The organism is Photorhabdus tasmaniensis, assembly GCF_011189505.1.
Classification (GTDB): domain Bacteria; phylum Pseudomonadota; class Gammaproteobacteria; order Enterobacterales; family Enterobacteriaceae; genus Photorhabdus; species Photorhabdus tasmaniensis.
Map to the genome: position 1 here is coordinate 1 of NZ_PUJU01000041.1, position 19,204 is coordinate 19,204.

Below are 19,204 nucleotides of genomic sequence, written 5' to 3' on the forward strand. Positions count from 1 at the left end.
CACTGTTGGCTGTTCCCCTTGGTCGGGAGCCTTCCCTCCATCAATTCCGCCACATTGTTTTCTGTTTTGTTCACTGATTTCTCCGGTACTATACTCCCGTCCGACTTCCTGAACTCAATAAGGCCTCTGCTTTGACACTTAGACCTTATCGTCCCAACTGCTCACGATGGGAAACCGTTCAGGATCTCCCAGGTTCCGCGCGATGAACTTCCTCACATGCACAGGGTCTCCGACCCCGGGAGGTATGGTCAGGTTTCGCCAATACAATCTGACCATTATAGGTTTCCGCCTCGCTTAACTGCGTCACCACCTCCGATTTACCGATTTCGTGGCTCAATACCTGGCCTGTGAGTGCCTTCGCTAACACCTCACGACAGAAGTTACCCACAGTCGCGCATAGCTAAAGGACCGGGCGAGTGGCTAGCTCTTACCCGGAAGGGACTTTCACCCTCTGTTCTATCGCCAGCTTGCCTGGCGTACTAAACGTCCGGTCATCTCACCTTGTTCTTCCCCTCAGGCCCCTGCACGCTACCGCTTCCTTTCTTTATTTGGAGACTGACACCATGAGCCGTAGCCGATATACCCCGGAGCAAAAACAACACCATGTGACCCAATGGTGCCACAGTGACCTGACTCGAAAACAGTATTGTGAACAGCATCAGCTGAGTTTTTCCTCTTTCCGTGACTGGATTGCCGACAGTAATAACATACCCCAACCTCTCAGCCAGACACTGCCCGCCATCTTGCCGGTTTCACTCCAGCCTGACGATGCGCACACCGTCACCCTGCATACCCCAAACGGGTATGCCATCGCCTGTCCATTGACGCTGTTGCCTGACGTGATGCGGGTACTGGCCCGATGCTGAAACCGCAACAGCTCTTTCTGGTGCGAGAGCCCGTCGACATGCGTCGGGGCATTGATGCCCTGACTCAACACCTCGAGGGACTGAATTTGCGCTGGCAGGACGAAGCCGCTTTTGTTTTCTGCAACAAGGCCCGCTCCCGCCTCAAGGTGTTGCGCTGGGACCGACACCTGTCTCTTGATCAGATCTCCAAATCAACCGATTTAGCCAGCAAATAGCCGTCTATCAGGGTTTGCAGCCGAAACCAGCCTTCCCAAAGTCGTTCCCATCCGACTCGACCCGTGCGTTTGGAATCGTACCAGCCAGCCAGTTTTCCCAGATTGATGAAGGCCCAATGCAAACTCGGGGCTTTTTTCGGCGGACCGCGTTTTTCTTGTTTTGACCACAGTAATTTCCACGCCAGGGGGCTTAATACTGTCTCACAGCTCTCTTTCTCTGCCTCTTCTTTGTGCAGACCCATAAAATCGAGGTGGTATAGCCGAGTTCATCGGCGACCGACGCATGGGAAAATGACAGGGTTGTCGTGTCTTCCAGCGCTAACAGGCAATGATAACGTTGAGCGTGAGCGGCGGTGGCGGTAAATCCGGCTTCGGCGATGGCTTGAGGTGCAATGGCGGAATTTCGGGTCAGTCGGTAGGCCGCTTCAACATCGGCAGGAGAGTCAAGAGATTGCACGAGCGATTGTCCTATATGGTTAGCCAACGAACAGGCCACTTTCACCAGGCGGTTGGTACGGCGTTTATCACCTAATTCCGCATGTTGAAACGTGTCATTTGCCCATTGTTCGGCGCAGGTTGAAAACATAAAGATTACCTCAAGTTGTGTTTTTTATTGAGATCAATCTATGAGGGAAAAGTTCAATAACGAGGGGGCGGGTTAAAATATTTGTGTAGGAAAGACAGCGGTCCGTGGGGTTACGACCTGTTTTTTTGTCCCCGCTAAAGGGGATTGGGTCATGCAACCATCCAGTGATAACCACGACCAGTCGATGATAGCGAGGTGCTTGCAGGCCAGCAAACCGTTCTGCCAGAAGCGTTCAAAAACGCCGGCGTCACGCCATTCCTGAAAACGACGGTGAGCCGAACTTGACGAGCATATTCCTGTTGCATTCAGGGCATTCCATTGGCAGCCTGTTCTGAGCACAAAGAAGATGGCATCCATAGCGGCGCAGTTATCAACCCGTTTGCGATGTGTACCTAGCGGATGCTGAGTTTTATGTTCGGGGATAAGTGGCATCATTTTTTCCCAAAGCTCATCACTGAGCCGCCATTTGTTGTTTGTCATACTCTCTATACCTTCAGAAATTATCCGTTCTAGAATATTATACAACATGACAATTCCTTTTGGGATAGTTTCTAAATCGGCATAACCTTCAACACCAAATTTTTATCCTTCTGAAAGAGAGCCTTACGAGCGGTATGATTGCAGGTAAAGCAATAGGTCATGATATGACTAATATAATGAATACGGAAAAATACGGTTAATATTATTTAAAAAAAATAGCCTCATAAATATTCTGACAGTTGACGTGGAATTGATAATAAACAATGTAATATATAAAAATTTAAATTTATTGAGGAAGAAAACTCTTATTAAATTAATTCCGCATTGAACTAATTATCAAATTGGGGATCAGACTATTACATGATCTACTAAATAGATTTCATTAAGATAATAGCTTACAAAATTGGGTAACATTTTAATCTAATTATTTTAGTAACAATAATCTTCAAATATTTATATTTAATGAAAAATGTGACACAATTATAAAATTATAGATGTGTCTATAGCATACAATTATTCCATCATGTATAAATAAGAATTCAAAATTGTAGATCATTTTACATAATGCCTTGTGCTGCAAGGGTTGAGAGCTCTTCATAGTAGAAGTATGAGTTGGTGCGGCCTACCGAGTATCAAGCTTCAAATGTCAATCAAGCGAACAAATTGTAGCACTATTATGAAAGGTTATTTATATGTTGCATTAGAATTGATTGTAAGGTGTTGATGTAATTGTTTTTTATGACAGATGTATTTTCTTTATTTCTAACTGAAACAATTAATCTTGCCTTACTTTATTGAAATAGAAAAGTATCTTATTGGCTAAAATATCTGAAAACCTCTGAGGTTCGTTGATAAAGAGAGTAAGACTATTATTGATTGGTATTATGTTTTTGTTGACTAAAGGATGAAAAAATAATCATGGTAATTCGAATGCATAAAGATAGTCTCATTAATTAGGCTAAAAAAGTATACTTGGATGGCATCAAGTCTAATAGACATGAAATGGATATTGAGCTTGGCCCATTTATTAGCCCTGATATGTTGATGCGAGATCCTGAAAATGATCTATGAATCCTGTTTGGAACTTATATTTGGCGATGTGTTCTTGAAAATTGAAGAATCAGCGTTGGCTCGAAAATCCTGTGAGCTTTACATGAAACTGGAAGGTTTTTCTATTGGAGGATCGATAAAAATAAAACCAGCATTGAATATGATAAAGCAACTTGAGTTGAGAGGAAGGCTTAGGCCAGGTGGGAAAATAATAGAAAGTTCTTCCGGTAATCTTGGAGTGGCTCTTTCAATTATTTGTGCAGTAAAAGGATATAAATTTATCTGTGTTGTGGATCCTAACGTTTTGGAAGCATCGGAGCGATTAATGAAGATTTATGGCGCAGATGTAATAAAAGTAAGGGAAAAGGATAAAAATGGAGGATATCTCGGTACTAGGATATCGGTAATAAAAGACATGCTGAAGGAAGACAGTAGTATATGTTGGACCAATCAATATGAAAATATGGACAATGTTAACGCTCACTACCTGACGACGGCACAAGAGATATACAAGTCATTTCCAAAAGCAGACTATATCTTTGTCGGTGCCGGAACAACAGGAACGCTATCTGGTATTAGTCAGTTCACGAGGAAATATATGCCTAATACAAAGGTTATCACGGTCGATACTCTAGGTTCAGTTACTTTTGGCGGTAAAAAAGGAAAAAGGCGAATTCCTAGACTAGGTACTAGTATCCCTCCTGAAATAAGTAAGTACGCCATATTTGATGACTTAATTATGGTGGAAGAATCCGAAACAATAAAAGCTTGCAGCGATATGGCTGGAAAAGGAATTTTATTTGGTGGATCTACAGGCTCTGTGATATCAGCGATACGAAAATATTCAGACTACATACCAGACAATAGTCAGATAATTGCTATATCACCGGATTTTGGCGAGCGATACCTAGATATCATTTACAGTTTGCATTCTGCCTTGAGCACTGTGTGAGAGCAACAGAAACTCACTTGAATTGCAAAATTTAAACACTAGAAACTTTTTCAAATAGAACATTTGGCTTGGGTGTTGAATTTCAGTCGTAGCGGATTTTATGCCTAGAGTTAGCGTCAGGGGCGCAAAACGGCCACTTATGAAACATTGGAATCTTTGCTATAGCCGTCGATACGCGCTAGGAAATATTAAAGCGGGGGCGGTAGCGTGCCTGAATCGCTTGACCATCACAGAGTCTTTTTTTCCAGTGATGACTGATGCGGTGCACCACAAAGACGTTGGTATTTGGTGTTTTTGTCCTGGTTCTCCACTATCCGGTGGTCAAATTCAATATGCCACTACAATGAGAAGTAAAAGATGAATATCTATGAAGAATTAAAGCAGCTTAGTTCCGGTGTCTCATTGGGGCTTCAGTGCAACCCCAAACGCTTTTATTATGGAAAAGGGGCAAGGTTATATAGTGAAGATGATCAGGAATTTATTGATTTCTCTGCAGGAATGTTTACAAATATTTTGGGACATTGCCATGAATACGTAGAAGAAAAGCTGATTAAAGCCATCAAAAGACCTTGGAACACACACGATTATTCTAATGAAGACAGATCTAGGTTATTAGAGAAACTACAGATTATTACACCAAAGCACATTGATACATTTGAATTCTACTCGACGGGCTCAGAGTCAATAGAGGCCGGTATAAAGTGCCTACTTTCGTTTTTGCCCCCGGGAAGGAGACGGTTATGTGTATTTAAGAACGCTTTTCATGGTAAGACGTTGGGGGCCAGGGGATTGAATGGTACCTGTCTTAGCGGTGAAAGAGCACCTAACCACGCTGTGATCGAAGCTCCGGGGGAAAAAAGTACAGAATCTGAGATTGATAGGGCCATTACCGAAGCTAGCCATGTTCTGAACGACGGCCGCATAGGGGCCATAGTTTTAGAGTCAATTCAAAATGGCCCAAGTGTGAATATTATATCAAAACGCTTCATGAATAGTTTGGCAGATATTTGTCGGGAAAGGGATATAAAAATATTTGCTGACGAGATTTGTGTAGGTCTGGGCCGGACGGGCAAAAACTTCGCATTTGAGCACTATAACCTAAAACCGGATCTTATCGCTTTTGCTAAGGGATTGGGTAACGGATATCCCATTACAGCACTGGGGGGACGGAGAGCAATGCTCAACACCTATCCCTACGGGAAGCCCGGCAATGCCTCTTCAACATTCGGAGGCAACGCGCTGGGATTAAGCATTGCCCTTTCCACTATGGAAGTCTACGAGAAAGAAAAACTAGGAATAAGGGCCAAGAAGCTCGGAAAAATTGTTGAATCAAAGCTTACGACCCTGAGAAGCACTCCTCAAGTAAAAATCATGGGATATATTGGGCTGTTCTGGGCTATTGGTATTTTCAATGATTCCGCTCAGATCCTATCCGATGAGCTTGCCATAAGAATACATAGAAGATGCCAGGAAAACGGACTTCATTTCGTATTATTTAGTGGGATGCTACATTTTGCCCCAGCTCTAACAATTACAGAAAGTGAGCTGATATTTGGTTTGGACATTCTTATTGAAGCCATTAAATTTGAAACAGGGATATGATATGCGTTTAATTAGAGAAAAGGACGTTGAATTACTGTGCAATGACTGGGATGAACTTGTATCTGCCATTAAAGAAGCTATTTTTATCAAAGAGATTGGCGAATATTCTCAGCCACTGAAACCCTATCTGAGATGTAGTGACCCAACCAACAGAATAATTGCAATGCCTTCGTGGGTAGGGGGAGATATTAACAAAGCAGGAATAAAGTGGATTGCCAGCTTTCCGAAAAATATAACAAAAGGCCTTCCAAGAGCAAATTCAATCACAATTCTCAATGATATAGAGACAGGAATTCCCTGTGCGATTGTTCTTGGGGCTGCAATCAGTTCTTTCAGAACGGCCGCCGTAAGTCTATACGTTCTGAAGCAATATATGGAATCATGGAGAGAAAAAAAGATAAATGTTGGGATAATAGGTTTTGGGCCGATAGGGGTTACCCATTATCGAGCGATTAGTTCCTTAAGTTATAGAGTTGGAAGCATAAAAGTTCATGATATTAAAAGCAGCAAACTGGCGGAGTTGGAACCAAACAACAGAGAAACCTCTTTAAAACGGTTGTTAGCCAATTCAGATGTCGTCATTACTTGCACTCCCAGCAAAAGCCCATATATATATGAAAAGCCCAAAAAAGGAAGCCTTCATTTAAATGTATCGCTTAGAGACTACAGCTTAGAATCCTTGAAACACTTTGATAAGCACATTGTAGATGACTGGATGGAGGTATGCCGGGAGGGAACAAACATTGAAAATATGCATCAAGCTGGGCAGTTAGCTCCAGAACAGGTCTCTGTACTGTCGATAGTAAACAGCTGTTTAAATATGAAAAATGGAAAGACTGTTATGTTTAGCCCTATGGGAATGTCCATCTTTGACATTGCTATTGCCAATTATGTCCTGAAAAAAGCAGAGGAAAGCAATATAGGAGTTTGTTTAGATGAATTATAATGTGAATTATCTATTCAAAGCAGCCATTAATGTTATACGAAAAAACAGAGAGGGCATTATTAATATCCTTACTGAGATTTCAACGTACAAAAGTGCGTCATCTGAAGTTAGGTCATCAATTAGTACTCTGAAAAAAGCCAGAATCGAGTTACTTTCTAGTAAGCCTATCAACATAGATAGTTTAGCTGTTTTTCACCCATCAAATGTTATCCTCTATTCATTCATACTCTATGTAATTATCCCGCGGGCATACACCAAGAAAATATATATGAAGCCTGCTTCTGTAGTGAAGTCTCAAACACTCAGAATAGTAGAATACTTTAAGGATGAATTTGGGGAAGATTTTGTAGAGTTATGTACAGTCGGGCAGAGAAAGTTCACGAAGATAGCAAAGGGCTGTGAGTTCTCGGTATTTACAGGAAAATATGAGAACTTTGTAGAGGTAAAGTCAAAGGCACCGGAAACAGTACATTTCTTTTTTGGTAGTGGATTTAATCCCGTAGTTGTGGAAGATATAGTTTGTATTGAAAAAGTGACAACTGATATTATAACCGCAAGGACATTCAACTCAGGGCAAGATTGTATTGGGCCTGACATTATATTTGTTAATGAAAGATATAAGGATGAATTCCGTGATAATCTCGTAGCCAAAATAAGAGATCTAAAGATAGGAAGGAGAGACGAGAAAGATACAGATATTTGCGATTACTACTACGATAGCGCAAAATCATTCAATAACGCTTATTTTATTGAAAATTATTCAAGAGTTTCTGTTGATCTAAGAAACAACTCATTGGTTGGGCCGGTTCTGTTAGAGTCCGACAATTTGAATGAGGAGGGCGATATTGAATTTTTTGGTCCAGTGTTCAATGTTAAATATTACAAAAAAATTGAAGATGTAGAGAGTATACTCTTTTCAGATAGGTATCTAAAGCGTGCAATGGGCCTGTCCATATATGGTTCTCTCCCTTCGGTAGCAAGGCTTTCTGAGAGATACACCATAGCATTTGATCAATCATATATAGATATCGAAGATGGAAATAAACCATTTGGCGGCTATGGAATAGAAGCAAGTTCTATCCACTATGGTTCGGTCTGTATTGCTAAGCCAATATTAATATCGGAAGATATTCTGAATGGTTTGAGGCTGAAACGTTCTGTTAAAGAGGAAATAGAGATTATCAAATGATAAAAGTTGAAAATTTAAGCAAAAAATTCTCATATTACGAGAAAGATGAAGGTTTAACATCTTCTATCCGCAATCTTTTCAAAAGGAAAAAGCTGATAAAAACGGCGGTTAATAATATAACATTTGAGATAAAAAAAGGAGAAATTGCATCTTTTCTTGGTCCTAATGGAGCAGGAAAGTCAACGGCTCTAAAAATATTGTGCGGGATTCTGTCACCGAGTAGCGGACATGTAGACGTAGAGGGGCATAAGCCGTTCGACAGGGAAGAAAGCTTCAAGAAAAAGATTTCAATTGTTATGGGACAAAAGAGCCAGCTCTGGTGGGATTTACCGGCGCTGGATTCATTTAACTTGAATAGAGTTATCTATAATATTCCCCAGGGAGAATTTAAATCCAGGTTAGAAAGATTAACAGGTCTTTTGAATGTTGAAGCTGTGTTGAAGGTACAGTTACGGCGGCTCTCTCTTGGCGAGAGAATGAAAATGGAGCTAATAGGGGCATTGTTGCATAATCCTTCTGTTCTATTACTTGATGAACCGACTATTGGGCTAGATATACAAACTCAGGATGCAGTCAGAAAGTTCATAAAAACATACAACCGAGAGTCAGGATGTACTGTGCTTCTTACCAGCCACTACATGGGGGATGTGGTAAGCCTTTGCGAACGTTCTCTTGTTATAAATAAAGGTCGGCTGGTGTTCGATGGGCTGACAAATGATATAAAAAGGGAAATTGAAGATCACAAAAGTATCATAATAACAACGCATGACAAAATACCAAATAGTACAACTATATCCAACTTGGTAAAAGATATCGAAAAGATAGAAGCAGGGTATGAAATAAAGGTAAGCCCTGATGATATTCAACACTTGATCGCTGAATTATTTAACAAAATCAGCGTTAAAGATTTGAAGATTGTAGAACCGCCGATCGAAGATGCAATCAGGAGACTATATGATAGAACAAGTATTTAAAAAATTTATGAAGGTCAGTTCTCTTGGGATACAGCAATCTTTGGAATATAGAACTGACTTCTTTGTGAGTTTGATAAGTGTACCTATAATAGTTGTTGTTCAATATTACTTCTGGAAGGCTGTTTACACAAACTCGAACGAAGTTTTTACATACTCCTTTAATCAGATGATATTTTATATATTAACGGCTCAGTTAATATCAAAAGTAGTATCTAGCGGGTTCGAAGATGAGATTCAGCATGATATAAAGAATGGTGGGCTGAATAAATATATAGTGATTCCAATGTCCTATACATTGTATCACTTCTCCAAATTTATAGGAGGGAAGCTGTTACAAACCGCTTTAGTGGGAACAATATTATCTTTTATTATCGTATCGTTCTATCTCGAAACAGGAAACCAAATAGAACTGAATAGGCTGGTACTGTTCATTTTATCAATAATCAATGCGTTTTTACTGACATTCTCATTCTATTTCACACTGGCGGCTTTGTGCTTTTACTTTCATGAGCTCGGCTACTTCTTTATGGCATTAAGATTAATTACAGGTGTCGCCAGTGGTGCGCTTTTCCCTCTTCATATTTTCGGTAAAGAGGCATTTGAAGCGATGAAATTTTTACCTTTCATGTATATGATTAATTTTCCAGTGAATATAATATACGAAAAGATTTCCATCAGTGATACTATATTTGGCGTGTTAACTTCATTTGTATGGATTTTAATTTTATTCTCCATGATGATTTTGGTTTGGAAGACGTCAAGTAATAAATATATTTCTGCGGGGGGGTGATGAAAAAATATCTGTGCCTATTTAATATCTTCGTCAAAAGTTCCTTGATGGTTCAAATGGAGTATCGAGCGAATTTCTTTATGAGTATTGTTCTTGAGTGTATTTATCTATTCATTAAGTTTATTACAATATATATTGTCTATAAGTCAGGCATCACGTTTTTAAATTATCCCAAAGAGTATATACTTTTAGTTATAGGAACTCACTCGATTGTCACAGCTATCTATCTCGGATTATTTGTAAATAACTTCTATACTTTAAGTCGAAATATCAATGATGGCACTCTTGATATATATCTTACTAGACCTGTAAATAGCTTGTTTATGATGAGCGTTAGATACATTGACTTTGGCTTGTCAATTCCTGAGTTTATTGCTGGTGTTGTCATGATTTATTATGGCTGTACAGTCTTAAGTATAGAGCTAAACCTATTCAACACTGCTGAGTATATATACTCCGTATTTATCTCAATATTGCTGGCCTATTCAATTTTTATTATCCCTCATATATTATCCTTCTGGTTTGTAAAAACAGGCTCACTCACTCATGTATTGGATCAACTTTGGGAGTCAAACTCTTACCCTTATATGATCTACCCCAAGAGTATTAAGATTTTGGGCATATATATGATACCACTATTCATAGTATCTAACTATCCAGCGGAAGTACTTTTAGGAACAAAGAACATATCTCATCTTGAAGCTACTTTTATTTCATTAGTTGTTTTCATCCTGACTTATAAATTATGGGTTAAAGGGTTAAAGGAGTATCACAGTGCAAGTAGTTAATTTATCGAAAGCCTCGCTTTTTCAAAGTGCAATTTATAGAGAATGGTTGGCAAAACCGACTCAGAAGTACAATGTGCCTATCTCTTTTGAAATAAATGGAATCATTGATAATCTTCGCCTTAAGAATTGTATAGAAGAGGTAATGAACAATAGACTCAAACTGGCAAGAAAATTTTTCATAGACAATGATATTGTCTATATATCGGAGTCGGAAATTAGCAACGGAGGCTATGTTGTTATAATTCAGGAACCCGGCAATATATTTGAGAAAGAGGTCCTGAACACAGTATTCGATCTCTCAGTTGGATTCTGCTGGAAAGGAGTAATTGATGTTCGGAGCAAGAGTATAGCCAAGCTTACTCTGGTCATTCATCATTCAATTGTAGATGCAACAACATATCAGTTCGTGCTGCAGGAAATTTCCTCTATGTATAAAAGGGAGGAAGTTAGCTTATCCTGTGAATACCATCCGATAGAAAGCTACATCACAAATGTGCAAGGCTATCTTGACTCCAGGCAAGGTATAAGAAACAGAAATGAGATAGAGCAGGAGTATCTTAAAATTGCCGACAATATAAATGAAATTAGTTTGGTTGAGGGATTAAGGAGCCAGGAAAACTTTTTTTATAAAGAATTCGACCATATCTTCTATCAGAAAGTGGAACAATACGCCAATGAGCATGATGTTTCTCCATTTAGCTTCATTCTCTACAAGCTTGCAAAAAATCTAACGCCATTTTTACGCTCTGACTACATTGTATTTTCTATCCAAGTTAACAACCGACCCAAGAATTTGACGTATGTTACCGGTCCTGCCATGAATTCAGTTCTTGTATGTGTTGATGTTACACAGGATGTGACGCCAAAGAGCATACAGAAATCACTGAGAAAATCCTATAAGTTTGCGAATTTCCCCTATTCTGAAACCCAAAGGTTGGTTAAATTTGAATTATCGAAGTGCATAAATGTAAGTTTCCATGAAACTTATAATAGTAGTTTACATCTTGGTGATGAAATAAACATAACGCAAGAGTCTGTCTGGCATGATTTATACAAAGCAAACCTTAGCATCGCTATAGAATATGGTGATGAAAAAACAAGAATAGAATATGAATACAACAGTGAAGTGATCAGCAAAGATTTGCTTGATTATTTGTCACACATTGCTGAAGAAGATGAAAAACGGACAAAAAGGCAAAGAGTCGTGGCAAAGCCCAGCTCCAATCAGTATGTGGCTGATCCCAGCTCATTCTTCTACTATCTGAAGGAGAAGTTTCTATCCTTGATGATAAGTGATAGTACTGGATTGCAACAAAGACAGCATGTTCTCTCTTTGTCTCGCAGTCTGGAAGAAAATATCTGCCGTGCCAATACTCCCATCATACTTATTGAGCTCCCGCGCAGCTTGGAGCAAGTATTAGTAGTTTTGGTCTGCTTGAGTAATGGCATTCCCTTTGTTCCTATTGATCCCAAGTGGCATGAGGAGAGGAAATCCAGTATTAGGTTAAAATTCGCTAGTTACACTATTTGTGCATTAAACGAGGGAGTCGTTAATTTTTCACATAGCCGTTCTGTATGCAGGGTAAGCGAGGATTTTGGCGATTCTGCATATGTGATATTTACATCTGGCTCTACAGGTGAACCTAAAGGTGTAGTTGTTAATCGAAGTGCTCTGGCTAGCCATATTATCGGCGTTGACGAATCTATTGACCTCAGCAAGAATACTAAGTCTCTCCTCTCTACCTCACCAACATTTGATATTTATTATCTTGAGCTATTGTTGCCTGTTTATAAAGGGTGGGCAATTAGAATTATTGACGACAATGAAAAGTTAGATATCGATACCCTGCTGGATATAATTGATAGAGAGCATATTGATTTTATACAGCATACACCATCAATGTGGGAAAGGTATCTTCACTCAACCCGGAAAATCTGTGTGGAAACAGCCATTTTCGGCGGTGAACCTTTGTCGGCCAATACCCTGAAAATTATGAATAGGCTGGATATCAAGCAAGCATTTAACTTCTATGGCCCGACTGAGACAACCATATGGTCGTCGTTTCACAAAATTGAAGCTGAACAGTTTAATGTTACTACAGTGGGAAAACCTCTTTCGGGGGAAAGTATCGCGGTGGTAAACCACAATGCCATCTCTACACGGGGCTGTATAGGAGAGATCGCGATATCTGGAGAAGGGCTTGCGAGGGGGTATCTGGATAACCAGTATCTCACCGGCGAGAAGTTCAAGGAAATCGAAGGGGAGAGGTTCTATCTTACTGGTGATATTGGCTATGTTGATAAAGAAGACAACCTTCATATTATAGGTAGAATAAATGACGAACTTAAGTGGAACGGTTTTCGGATAAACCTGGCAGAGATAGATAATATACTTGCTGGCGATGAAATGGTTGAGAGTTCTAAAACCATCTTGGTAGACGGTAATATTGTTTGCTTTTATATCTCCCCAACAGATATAAATCCGAATCTTGCGAGAAATAGGATCACACAAATACTGCCCCACTATGTACATTTATCAGAATTTGTCCGCATGGACACATTTCCTGTCACGACAGGAGGAAAAGTCAACAAAGTGGCGCTGCACGATGCCTATATCAAGAACCAAACCCGGGATTATTCCTGTCACCTGCCGAAGCTTTCAGATGTTTTGCATGTACTGTCCTCTATCAAAGGTCGTGTGCCTAAGGAAAACGAATCGCTATTGAGCCAGGGGTATACATCTTTGGATATTATTATTTTTACTTCGATCGTCAACAGCAAGTTCAGGATAAATATATCTCCAGTAATGGACCTAGCAAACAAGAATGTCGTCAATATCTATGAAAATATAAAATCAGCGGCTGTAATGGCCGGTTAATTACCACCGTACGGCTCAAATCTTATGTGAGACGCACGTCCTAACTTTGGAAAAAAGCTGATATCCCTGTGTATCCCGGTTAAAGCTGTACAGTAGGGTATTTGTCCTTCTATTGCCAAAATAAACAGGAAGCAAAATGAAAGAAATATATGCCGTTCAGTACGTAATGACTATCAGATGTAATGCTAAGTGTGACTATTGCCGGTACTGGAAAGATGACTACCAGCCCAAGCGGGAGGTGGGACTGGAGCGTCACAAGGAAATCATTGACGACCTCTACAACAATGGGGTGCAATATATAGATTTTACTGGTGGTGAACCATTGCTCAAAAAGTGGCTTCCGGAGCTGATGAGATATACGAAAGAGAAGGGAATTTTTGTAACTTTCACGACCCACGGTCAGCTGTTTCCCAAAAAGTTTGATGAGCTGAATGGTGCGTTTAGTGAAGTTAACTTCTCACTGGATGCAGCAACAAAGGAAGAGCACGACAAGGTTAGAGGCCTGAGAGTATTTGATTCGATTATGGAGTCGATTCGGTTGTGCAAATTAAATTCCCTTAATTATAAAGTTATCATCAGCACGTTAGAAAATGTCGAGAGAACCATTGAAATCATTAATCTCTGTCAATCGCTCGGAAGCAAAGTTCACCTCTCTCCGGTTTTTTCTTATTTCGGTAATAAAGGTGAGCAGACAAGTACAGCGGAAAAAATAGCACACTTAACAATGGAACCTAATGTAAGCATTATTTTGCCTATGTATCAGATGATCATATCAATGGCAAAGAATGAAGTTAACTTACCGCTATGCTCGGCGATGAGAAATGTGCTCACGGTATCCCCCTTTGGAACAGTGCTCTCGCCCTGCCAACAGTGCTATGACAAGGAGATTGCTATTGAAGGTAGGATTGTAGACACGCTCAATTCTCCGAAATTCAAGGAAGAAGCCGAAAAAGTTGGCAAGCATAGCTTCTGCGAGGGTTGTACCATTAACTTCAACCACTCTTTTAGCTTTGGTCTGAACTTTGACAAATTCTATTTCTTAGAGTCCATTGCCTGGGATAAAACCAATATAGAAAGGAAATTCGGTAATAATGGACTTTACATATATAAAAATTCACTTCAAACCCGCTTTAAAAAACTGTTCGGGCTAATGTCATCTTTGCCAACATATCCTAAAAGTGAAATATTGATATTTATCAGAGCTGATGATGTATTTCGGGATAAATGGATTGACTACGACAGTAGAAATTATCGCTTTGTCCAGCACAATATTGATAAAAAATTCGAGTTGTTACCCTCGTATTTTATTGAAAAACACCTATTCTCTATTCTGGAAGAGATGGATGGCTATGAATATGATATAGCCAGAATTAAGATATATAACTTCATGTTGGATCTATGGGGAGTTTTCTACCATACCTACTTGGCAAGACAATGCGATATCTACCACTTCAATCAGTGTCAACGTACACTGATTGACTATCTCAAATTATTGCCGGAATGTCACAGTAAGTCCTGCCTAACCGACTATATTGATTCCATGGTACAGAAAGTAGCAAAAGTAATATCTGCAAGTGAATTGAAAATCAAAAGTTTTTCATAGCGTTAATACATGATTGAAAACGTGCAGGAATGATATTTCTGCTTATTAGAGGGAGTGTTCAATGGATATAATTAAGGTGATCGCTGAGTTTCTCGCGGAAAACCATATTGAGAATATATTCGGTATGGTGAATGACGGTGATGGAATATTTGAGAAGCTCGCCGATTATGAACAGTTAAAAATACACGGATTTATTGACCAAAGGGCCGCATCAGCTGCAGCTCTGGGATACAGTTCAGCTACCGATGACGTCGCTGTCTACTGTACGGCGGTAGGTCCGTCTCTAGCCAACTCCTTGATGGGGCTGCTAGAAGCGCACTCGCTGAGAAAAAAAATTGTCGTTTTTAGCCTCGGAATAGAGCGGGATCGTAAAGACTTCGGCTTTTTTCAGGATGTCGAAAGCATGAATCTGGTACGGCCCATCTCAGTTTTCCAGCACCGCCTGGAAAGAGCCGATGGTTTGGTTCATGTCCTGAAAAGGGCGCTGTATCTGAGTAGAAGTCGGTCAGGGATAAGTTATATCGAGATACCCAAGGATTTCGTTCACCAGTCGTCGAGCGAGTTTCCCCTGCTGGACGGATATGAGGTGAGGTCGGCCTCCCGTGCCGAGGATATTCTTACTAAGATCCGGCGTCTCAGTGCACCTTTGTTTGTCTTTGGGGCCGGTGCAAAAATCTCTAGGCAACATGTGGAGAGGCTAGATAGTCTCGGCATCCTGTACGGAACCACTGCTACTGGGAACCATCCTGTCTTTGCGGAGGGGCGTAATTATCTAGGAAACATCGGCCTTTACCTGAAGAACGACTACGAAGACACGTTTCTTGACAGCGACGGGTATATATTCATAGGAACTCACATAGAAGAGACAGCCTTGCTGAAAACAGGGCACCAGACGTTCGAGGGTAAATATCTGGCACAGGTCAACATGGATCCCAGCCACATGTACCAGTATGTTCAGAACGGTGACCACTGTATCTGTGATGGGACGGAATTTCTGGACAATTTTCTGAGACAGAGTATGGGAAGTGGTTATGAGCATAGGGAACTGTCAGAAGCGGAGGTGCCGGAGACAGCTCTGGCCTCAATTATTACTGCCATCAGCAGCCTGGAAGGTAAGAAGACCTTTGTGCTCGATAATGGCTTACACGATATGGTTGCCTATGAAAAACGGGTTATCCACCTGACCCAAGGGGATAAACTCATTGTACCTGGAGAGCAAACAGGACTTGGGCTTAGTATCGGAATGGCTATCGGCGCTGGTATTGCTGAAAACACAGATATTGTTGTGGCGATAGTCGGCGATGGTGCACTTGCTATGGGAAGGCAGGCTTTCCACCGGTTGCACCTGAGCAAGGTGCCCATCATATTCGTGGTTTCTAACAATGGTGGCTTCTCCTGGCCGAAATTGGCACTAGATAAATCACGCTACGATATGTTTTGCAATTTTGATACGGACAAAATGATTAAATACATCGGATGCGAATTTGGTATTGAGGTCCTGGAAGTAGAGACGCCCCTAGATGCGGAAAAAGTACTCGGTGCGTCCTTAAAAGATGCTAGTCACCGAATTCTGTCTGTCAGGAAAAAATGGGACCAGGAACTGCCTAGCATTGTAGAGGGTTTCTTATAATGGATTGCTACATCAAAGAAAATGGCACCCTAGTCGATGATGAGAGATTCATCCATTTAGTCAGGGGCGGTACCTACACTGAGTTTACCGATAGACTGGATCAGTGTTTAGATAGCGGCAGGGTACCTGTTATCTCTGATCATCAGGTCCTGGAAGCTCACCTCGACAAAACAAGAGCTGGCGTACTACCTTTGCTGGAAAGCGAGTTTGCCACGGAAGACAGGAAACCCTACTATATCATCAGCACCTCTGGTACAACAGGCACCCCCAGGCTATATAAGTTCACACGTGATAGTGTCCTGGCGCATACAAATGCGACAATGAAAAGAATGGGATACGGGATGGGTACAAAAGTACTTTCTATTGTCCCTCCGTGGAGCAGCTATGGTTTTAGCCTGTATTGCCTGAAAAGGCTGAAAGGTGTTGATGTATGTTTTTCTAGACCTGGGCGCATTAGTTCACTTCTCTACTTTATCAAGGAGGAAAAGATCGCTTCTCTGGAAGCCTTCCCTGATATCTACCGAATACTGAACAACCACTTTGCGAGCAAACCGCAAGATACTGTTCTGCTGGAGTCGGTGGAAACATTTTGCTCAGGGGGGGAGAAGCTACCGCCGGCGATATTAGCCCGATTTACTGCACTGACCGGTAAGCTAATTCTTGATGGCTATGGATTGACCGAAGCCGGACCCAACGTGGCCATTGCTTGTAGAGACAACTATAGACCCGGCTCGGTCGGTACTTTTCTTCCTGGCATTGAATACAAGATATGTGACAAGCAAATCTTGCATATCAGATCCCCCTTTCAGGGGATCCCTCTCGGACAGGAAGCGGAATATTGCTTTATCAATACCGGAGACATTGTCAGATATGACGGTCATCTTGAGATTCTGGGCCGCTACGATAACCTTATTTACAATCGAGGAAAAACCATCAGCCCGGAGTACTTTGAAGGACAATTTAATACCCTTTTCGAAAAATATAACTTTATAATCAGGAAGAATGGAAAACACCTTTGTCTCTACGTATCCGAAGAGTTGAATGATCAGGAGCTTGCAAGACTCAGAGCGAGTACACCTTTCAGGGAAGTAGGAATTAGTAAAATACAGTTTAGCATGTCGCAGGGAGCAAATGGAAAAACGATTGTCAACCTGTAGTCTGAATTTAATCACTTCCCACAATTGGAATCAATGTTCAAGGTAAATCCTGTCATATACAAAAAGCTAACGTTTGGCTTTTGCTCAACATGTTAGCTCATTCGTAAGGGGAAAATTAAATGTTTGATTCGTTGCTTCAGATCGAAAATCTAAGAAAACAAATCAGTGAATTAGGATCCGATATATCGGATTTCCAACTGCTGTGGATAAATGCTTACGGTCATATAGAAAAAGAATTATTGAACGTTTTGACAAATGTTAACAGACAAAAACGAATAAGGCCAAAACACTCAATGGCTATAGAGCCATGTTTAATTCCTCAAGAAATATGTGAAAAACTTGATATAAAGAATTACTTTATGACTTTTAACAAAAAATCGGATGATGCATTTTTTGTGGCCAAAAAGCTCAGGTATAAAATGAATCAAAGTATGCTTTTTATAGGTATCTTACCTAATAGTGTGGAGTTAAGAATAGTATGAATGTGTATATAAACTATTTAGATGTCTTGACTACCCATGGATACTGGTCAGAGATTTCAAAAAGCCTTTTCTGGGGAGAATTAAATTCTATCGCGAATGATAGAGCATATTTTTCAGAAAGGAAAATAGATAGAAAAAAGGTTTGTTCCGAGTTGTATAATAGATTAGAAGAAAAAAACATATCCAGCAGTAACACACTATATATATATATTGATCGTACCTGTAGTGATAATTTAGAAATCCGCCAAGCAGGGTGGTCAGGCGATTATTTCATTGAAAAAATGATCAATAATTGCAGGTTTGAAATTACAGATAAAATTGTAATGTCGAATGCATGTGCTAGTATAGGCTATGCAATCAGTCTAGCTAAGAAATATATTTTCAATGGCATTTACGAAAACGTTATGATTTTTAGCCTAGATTTAATCACTCTTTATGAATACGAGTCAATGCGCTCATTAAAGGTTTTATCTAATGAAAGTGCAAAACCATTTTCCGAAGCCAGAAATGGTATTAATATCAATGATGGTGGTGGTATTTTACTATTAGGTTCTAATCCTCTTAGCAAAAACTCACCATTAATACTTGGCTGTGAGACACATGAAAATTTTCATTCGGGATCGTTAACCAATAGTGAAGATATATCGATACTCTTGAGAAATTTCTCTGACATAAAATTTGATGTAATAGTTGCTCATGCGGCAGGTACGCCAAAAGGCGATGCAGAAGAACTATCGGCGCTCCAATGTTTCGCTGGTTCGGAATATATTCCGATAACGTCTATAAAAGGGGCGATTGGTCACAGCCTTTATTCATCTGGTTTGGCTCAAATTGCATGTGCATTAGATATGATTAAAGTAAATTATATATACCCAACAGTAGGTTATACGAAGTCTGGGCATTCTTCTGGTGGTGCTTTTGTGAATACCCAACCTTTTAGAAAAAATGTGGAAAAAGTTTTAGTAAATATGTTTGGTTTTTACGGTAATTATAGTGCCATTGCGATTGGGGAGTAA

15 protein-coding genes and 3 pseudogenes are annotated in these 19,204 nt (G+C 40.2%); 16 read left to right on the forward strand and 2 right to left on the reverse strand.

What is annotated here, in order from left to right; translation table 11 throughout:
• Positions 1-416: 416 nt before the first annotated feature.
• Together tnpA and tnpB are read left to right on the forward strand one after the other, a co-directional pair.
• Positions 417-866, forward strand: coding sequence for an IS66 family insertion sequence element accessory protein TnpA (tnpA, locus tag C5471_RS16860; RefSeq protein ID WP_242688753.1), 450 nt, complete (start codon positions 417-419; stop codon positions 864-866).
• Positions 860-1,033 (forward strand): annotated as a pseudogene (gene tnpB, locus C5471_RS16865) (IS66 family insertion sequence element accessory protein TnpB); the annotation flags it as partial. The gene tnpA and the pseudogene tnpB, both read left to right, overlap by 7 nt.
• Before the next feature lie 11 nt (positions 1,034-1,044).
• Here the strand turns inward: tnpB and C5471_RS16870 are convergent.
• Positions 1,045-1,667, reverse strand: a pseudogene (locus C5471_RS16870) (IS4/Tn5 family transposase DNA-binding protein).
• 97 nt (positions 1,668-1,764) lie between these two features.
• A pseudogene (locus tag C5471_RS16875) lies at positions 1,765-2,147 on the reverse strand (IS5 family transposase); the annotation flags it as partial.
• 1,060 nt (positions 2,148-3,207) lie between these two features.
• Between C5471_RS16875 and sbnA the strand changes: the two are divergent.
• From sbnA to C5471_RS16945, 14 genes are all read left to right on the forward strand, one after another.
• Positions 3,208-4,149 (forward strand): 2,3-diaminopropionate biosynthesis protein SbnA, encoded by a 942-nt coding sequence (gene sbnA / locus C5471_RS16880; RefSeq protein WP_133816429.1) that lies wholly within the window; start codon positions 3,208-3,210, stop codon positions 4,147-4,149.
• Between the two features lie 100 nt (positions 4,150-4,249).
• The gene (locus tag C5471_RS16885) at positions 4,250-4,510 is read left to right on the forward strand and encodes a hypothetical protein (protein ID WP_166296186.1); all 261 of its coding nucleotides are present in this window, start codon (positions 4,250-4,252) and stop codon (positions 4,508-4,510) included.
• A complete protein-coding gene (locus C5471_RS16890; RefSeq protein WP_133816430.1) occupies positions 4,507-5,751 on the forward strand; it encodes a class-III pyridoxal-phosphate-dependent aminotransferase in 1,245 nt (414 codons plus the stop codon). Before C5471_RS16885 ends, C5471_RS16890 begins: the two co-directional genes overlap by 4 nt.
• Before the next feature lies 1 nt (position 5,752).
• Positions 5,753-6,697 carry a 2,3-diaminopropionate biosynthesis protein SbnB gene (locus tag C5471_RS16895; protein WP_133816431.1) on the forward strand — a complete coding sequence of 315 codons (945 nt, stop codon included), beginning with the start codon at positions 5,753-5,755 and terminating at the stop codon, positions 6,695-6,697.
• The gene (locus C5471_RS16900; protein WP_133816432.1) at positions 6,687-7,886 is read left to right on the forward strand and encodes an aldehyde dehydrogenase family protein; all 1,200 of its coding nucleotides are present in this window, start codon (positions 6,687-6,689) and stop codon (positions 7,884-7,886) included. Before C5471_RS16895 ends, C5471_RS16900 begins: the two co-directional genes overlap by 11 nt.
• Positions 7,883-8,860: an ABC transporter ATP-binding protein gene (locus C5471_RS16905; protein WP_133816433.1), complete on the forward strand. Its 978-nt coding sequence runs from the start codon at positions 7,883-7,885 to the stop codon at positions 8,858-8,860. The genes C5471_RS16900 and C5471_RS16905 overlap by 4 nt, the downstream gene beginning before the upstream one ends.
• Complete coding sequence (locus C5471_RS16910) at positions 8,841-9,650, forward strand: ABC transporter permease (protein WP_166296189.1); 810 nt, start codon at positions 8,841-8,843, stop codon at positions 9,648-9,650. The genes C5471_RS16905 and C5471_RS16910 overlap by 20 nt, the downstream gene beginning before the upstream one ends.
• Before the next feature lie 80 nt (positions 9,651-9,730).
• Positions 9,731-10,438: an ABC transporter permease gene (locus C5471_RS16915; RefSeq protein WP_166296192.1), complete on the forward strand. Its 708-nt coding sequence runs from the start codon at positions 9,731-9,733 to the stop codon at positions 10,436-10,438.
• Positions 10,425-13,316 (forward strand): AMP-binding protein, encoded by a 2,892-nt coding sequence (locus C5471_RS16920; protein ID WP_133816436.1) that lies wholly within the window; start codon positions 10,425-10,427, stop codon positions 13,314-13,316. The genes C5471_RS16915 and C5471_RS16920 overlap by 14 nt, the downstream gene beginning before the upstream one ends.
• Positions 13,317-13,452: 136 nt before the next feature.
• Positions 13,453-14,919 carry a radical SAM/SPASM domain-containing protein gene (locus tag C5471_RS16925; protein WP_133816437.1) on the forward strand — a complete coding sequence of 489 codons (1,467 nt, stop codon included), beginning with the start codon at positions 13,453-13,455 and terminating at the stop codon, positions 14,917-14,919.
• 61 nt (positions 14,920-14,980) lie between these two features.
• The gene (locus C5471_RS16930; protein ID WP_133816438.1) at positions 14,981-16,549 is read left to right on the forward strand and encodes a thiamine pyrophosphate-binding protein; all 1,569 of its coding nucleotides are present in this window, start codon (positions 14,981-14,983) and stop codon (positions 16,547-16,549) included.
• Positions 16,549-17,706 carry an AMP-binding protein gene (locus C5471_RS16935; protein WP_133816439.1) on the forward strand — a complete coding sequence of 386 codons (1,158 nt, stop codon included), beginning with the start codon at positions 16,549-16,551 and terminating at the stop codon, positions 17,704-17,706. The genes C5471_RS16930 and C5471_RS16935 overlap by 1 nt, the downstream gene beginning before the upstream one ends.
• Before the next feature lie 119 nt (positions 17,707-17,825).
• Positions 17,826-18,188, forward strand: coding sequence for a hypothetical protein (locus C5471_RS16940; RefSeq protein WP_133816440.1), 363 nt, complete (start codon positions 17,826-17,828; stop codon positions 18,186-18,188).
• Entirely contained in the window at positions 18,185-19,204 is a 1,020-nt protein-coding gene (locus tag C5471_RS16945) for a beta-ketoacyl-[acyl-carrier-protein] synthase family protein (RefSeq protein ID WP_133816441.1), read from the forward strand. Before C5471_RS16940 ends, C5471_RS16945 begins: the two co-directional genes overlap by 4 nt.

Coding starts and splice junctions, on each gene's coding strand:
- C5471_RS16925 (WP_133816437.1), top strand. CDS start 13,453: ATGAAAGAAATATATGCCGTTCAGTACGTAATGACTATCAGATGTAAT.
- C5471_RS16895 (WP_133816431.1), top strand. CDS start 5,753: ATGCGTTTAATTAGAGAAAAGGACGTTGAATTACTGTGCAATGACTGG.
- C5471_RS16890 (WP_133816430.1), top strand. CDS start 4,507: ATGAATATCTATGAAGAATTAAAGCAGCTTAGTTCCGGTGTCTCATTG.
- C5471_RS16930 (WP_133816438.1), top strand. CDS start 14,981: ATGGATATAATTAAGGTGATCGCTGAGTTTCTCGCGGAAAACCATATT.
- C5471_RS16905 (WP_133816433.1), top strand. CDS start 7,883: ATGATAAAAGTTGAAAATTTAAGCAAAAAATTCTCATATTACGAGAAA.
- C5471_RS16910 (WP_166296189.1), top strand. CDS start 8,841: ATGATAGAACAAGTATTTAAAAAATTTATGAAGGTCAGTTCTCTTGGG.
- C5471_RS16885 (WP_166296186.1), top strand. CDS start 4,250: ATGCCTAGAGTTAGCGTCAGGGGCGCAAAACGGCCACTTATGAAACAT.
- sbnA (WP_133816429.1), top strand. CDS start 3,208: ATGATCTATGAATCCTGTTTGGAACTTATATTTGGCGATGTGTTCTTG.
- C5471_RS16940 (WP_133816440.1), top strand. CDS start 17,826: ATGTTTGATTCGTTGCTTCAGATCGAAAATCTAAGAAAACAAATCAGT.
- C5471_RS16935 (WP_133816439.1), top strand. CDS start 16,549: ATGGATTGCTACATCAAAGAAAATGGCACCCTAGTCGATGATGAGAGA.
- C5471_RS16915 (WP_166296192.1), top strand. CDS start 9,731: ATGAGTATTGTTCTTGAGTGTATTTATCTATTCATTAAGTTTATTACA.
- C5471_RS16900 (WP_133816432.1), top strand. CDS start 6,687: ATGAATTATAATGTGAATTATCTATTCAAAGCAGCCATTAATGTTATA.
- C5471_RS16945 (WP_133816441.1), top strand. CDS start 18,185: ATGAATGTGTATATAAACTATTTAGATGTCTTGACTACCCATGGATAC.